This window comes from Streptomyces sp. NPDC015127 (assembly GCF_043080095.1).
Taxonomy (GTDB): Bacteria; Actinomycetota; Actinomycetes; order Streptomycetales; family Streptomycetaceae; genus Streptomyces.
This window is the reverse complement of the sequence record NZ_JBIBVE010000092.1, coordinates 1-2,070: the sequence shown is the minus strand read 5'-3', so window position 1 is coordinate 2,070 and position 2,070 is coordinate 1. Positions and strand designations below refer to the sequence as shown.

General features: G+C 64.2%; 2 protein-coding genes. Both read right to left on the bottom strand.

Annotation, left to right across the window (positions count from 1 at the left end):
• Window positions 1–189: 189 nt before the first annotated feature.
• Window positions 190–363: a hypothetical protein gene (locus ACF08N_RS38060; RefSeq protein WP_392329268.1), complete on the bottom strand. Its 174-nt coding sequence runs from the start codon at window positions 361–363 to the stop codon at window positions 190–192.
• Between the two features lie 696 nt (window positions 364–1,059).
• Window positions 1,060–1,677 carry a hypothetical protein gene (locus tag ACF08N_RS38055; protein WP_392329267.1) on the bottom strand — a complete coding sequence of 206 codons (618 nt, stop codon included), beginning with the start codon at window positions 1,675–1,677 and terminating at the stop codon, window positions 1,060–1,062.
• Window positions 1,678–2,070 lie beyond the last annotated feature (393 nt).

Genomic DNA, 2,070 nt, shown 5'->3' with positions numbered 1-2,070 from the left:
AATCGCTTGTACTAAAGGATCACGACGGCACGACCGTGATCGTTCTCACCGATACTGGCTGCTCCATTGGTCCCCAAGGCCGGATAAGGGCTCCTGCGACCGGATTTTGCCTCGGTTGCGGGAGCCCTTGGCTTCCCAGGATCCGAGGGCTATCAGCCTTATGGGCCTGGGTGGGCCGGTAGGGATCTGCTACAGATCCCGCTCGACCCGGTTTTCCGGGACGCGATCCTGCTGCTGGTTCTTCTCGTTCTGGATGACGTACATCGCGTTCTGACCGCTGCCCTGGACGTTCTGGATCGTGCCCTGGCACTTCCGGTTGCTGTCGTCCCGGTACTCGACACGCTGGCCTTCGCTGTGAGGCATTGAGCTCTCCACTTCTCGATGTGGACTGGGCCCGGCTCTTCGGCACGGGCCACCCTCGTCCGGCGCCCGCTCCAGTCGCGCGTGCGCCATCCCAGACCACCCTGTGGCCGCCTGATCAGCGACCTCGGAGAGCCGGATGGGGGAACTTGCGACAACGGGGGAGGTTATCCGGAGTGCAGAAGTTCTGGCGGACGATCGGTCCGCAGCAGGGGCGCGGTCGAACCGCTGATGTTCCTCAATCCGCGATCCAGACTGCTTGGTCCCGGGCAAGCTCGCGCCATGTTGAGGCCGACGCCCGGTCACGGCTGACCCGGTACAGCTTCCGCCACAGATTCCCACCGCCACGACCGACGCGTCCGCGCAGCCCCCCAGCCGGCACAGAGAGCGGAGCGCCAGATGTCGAACGCCCGCTCCATAGGACGCGGTTCACGCTGCTCTACGGCGCCGGGGCGGGTGCCGGGCGCGCAGCACCCGCAGGCACCAACGTGCCAACGGAACAGACCGAGTGAAACGATGTCAGCTCCGGTGAAGCGAAGCGGACCCGGAGCAGTCCGCAGCGAAGCGCAGGACGCCGGCCCGAAGGGCCGGCCCTGGCTCGGCTTCGTGGCTTGTCGTCGGTGGGCCCCGCGAAGCCCCAGCTGGCGACTGAAGGGGGGTGGGGCTTCGGCATGGGTGGCTGGGCTGGGTGTTTCGAGGTCAGGGCGTGTTCACGCCGAAGACCTGGTTGTTGGTGTTGCTGGCGTTCGGGCTGTTGATGTTGTTGTTGGTGCTGATGTTGTTGAACATGGGGATGATGCCGTTGAGGTTGATTGGCAGGATTGAGCCGCCACCGCCACCGCCACCGTTGCAGTTGCCGCCGGTGATCGTCGTTTGGTCGCTGTCCGAGACGCTGGCAGCGTTTGCGCTATTTACTGTGACGGTGTTGACGACGGAGCACGGTGCGTTGTTGGCGATGTTGACGATGATGTCGAGTGTGCCAGTGGCAATCCCGATGTCGAAGTTGCATTGGACCGTCGTACCGCCGTTGGTGGTCTGACAAAATTGTGCGAGGTTGTTTGCGAGGCTGGCGACTGTGAGACCCGTGGGGAGGTTGTCGGTGAGCTCCACATTGTCGGCGAACTCAGTGCCGGTGTTGGTCAGTGTAATGCGGTAGAGGCCTTGCCCTGCTCGTGTGAAGTTTCCTTCGTGGCTCTTGTCGATGCTCAAGATGGGTTGAGCATGGGCGGGCGTGGCGAGGGTGAACGGCAGTGCGATGCCGAGCCCCAGGGCCGTCGTGAGGGCTGACATTCGCCGCTTCAACTCGTGCGTGGTCATCGTCGGTCACTCCTGTCGATGAGGGGTCGTTGCAATCGGGCCCCCCGAGCGAGCGGAGGAGTCGATCCTGGGGAACGTACTGACCGGAAAGCACCTTATTGATCAGTGAGTGGCAGAAACATGCCAACTTCACTCGATCGCCCCGTTTGGGGTGCGCAACCGGACGACGGCCTCGTCCTGGCCCCCATGACGCACGAGCAGGCGCGCGAAGAACTCCAGCGCATGCCCGCCCCACTGCGCATAAGGCCGGACCAAGGCGATTGCCTCCGCGCCACGTCCCCAGTACTCGAGCATTTCTGCCTGCGCCCGGGCAGCCCGCCACCAGCCCGTGGCGAGTTACGGCGCCAGTACATCCAAGGCCTTCGCCTGCTCACCCGCAGCACCAAGCAGCCG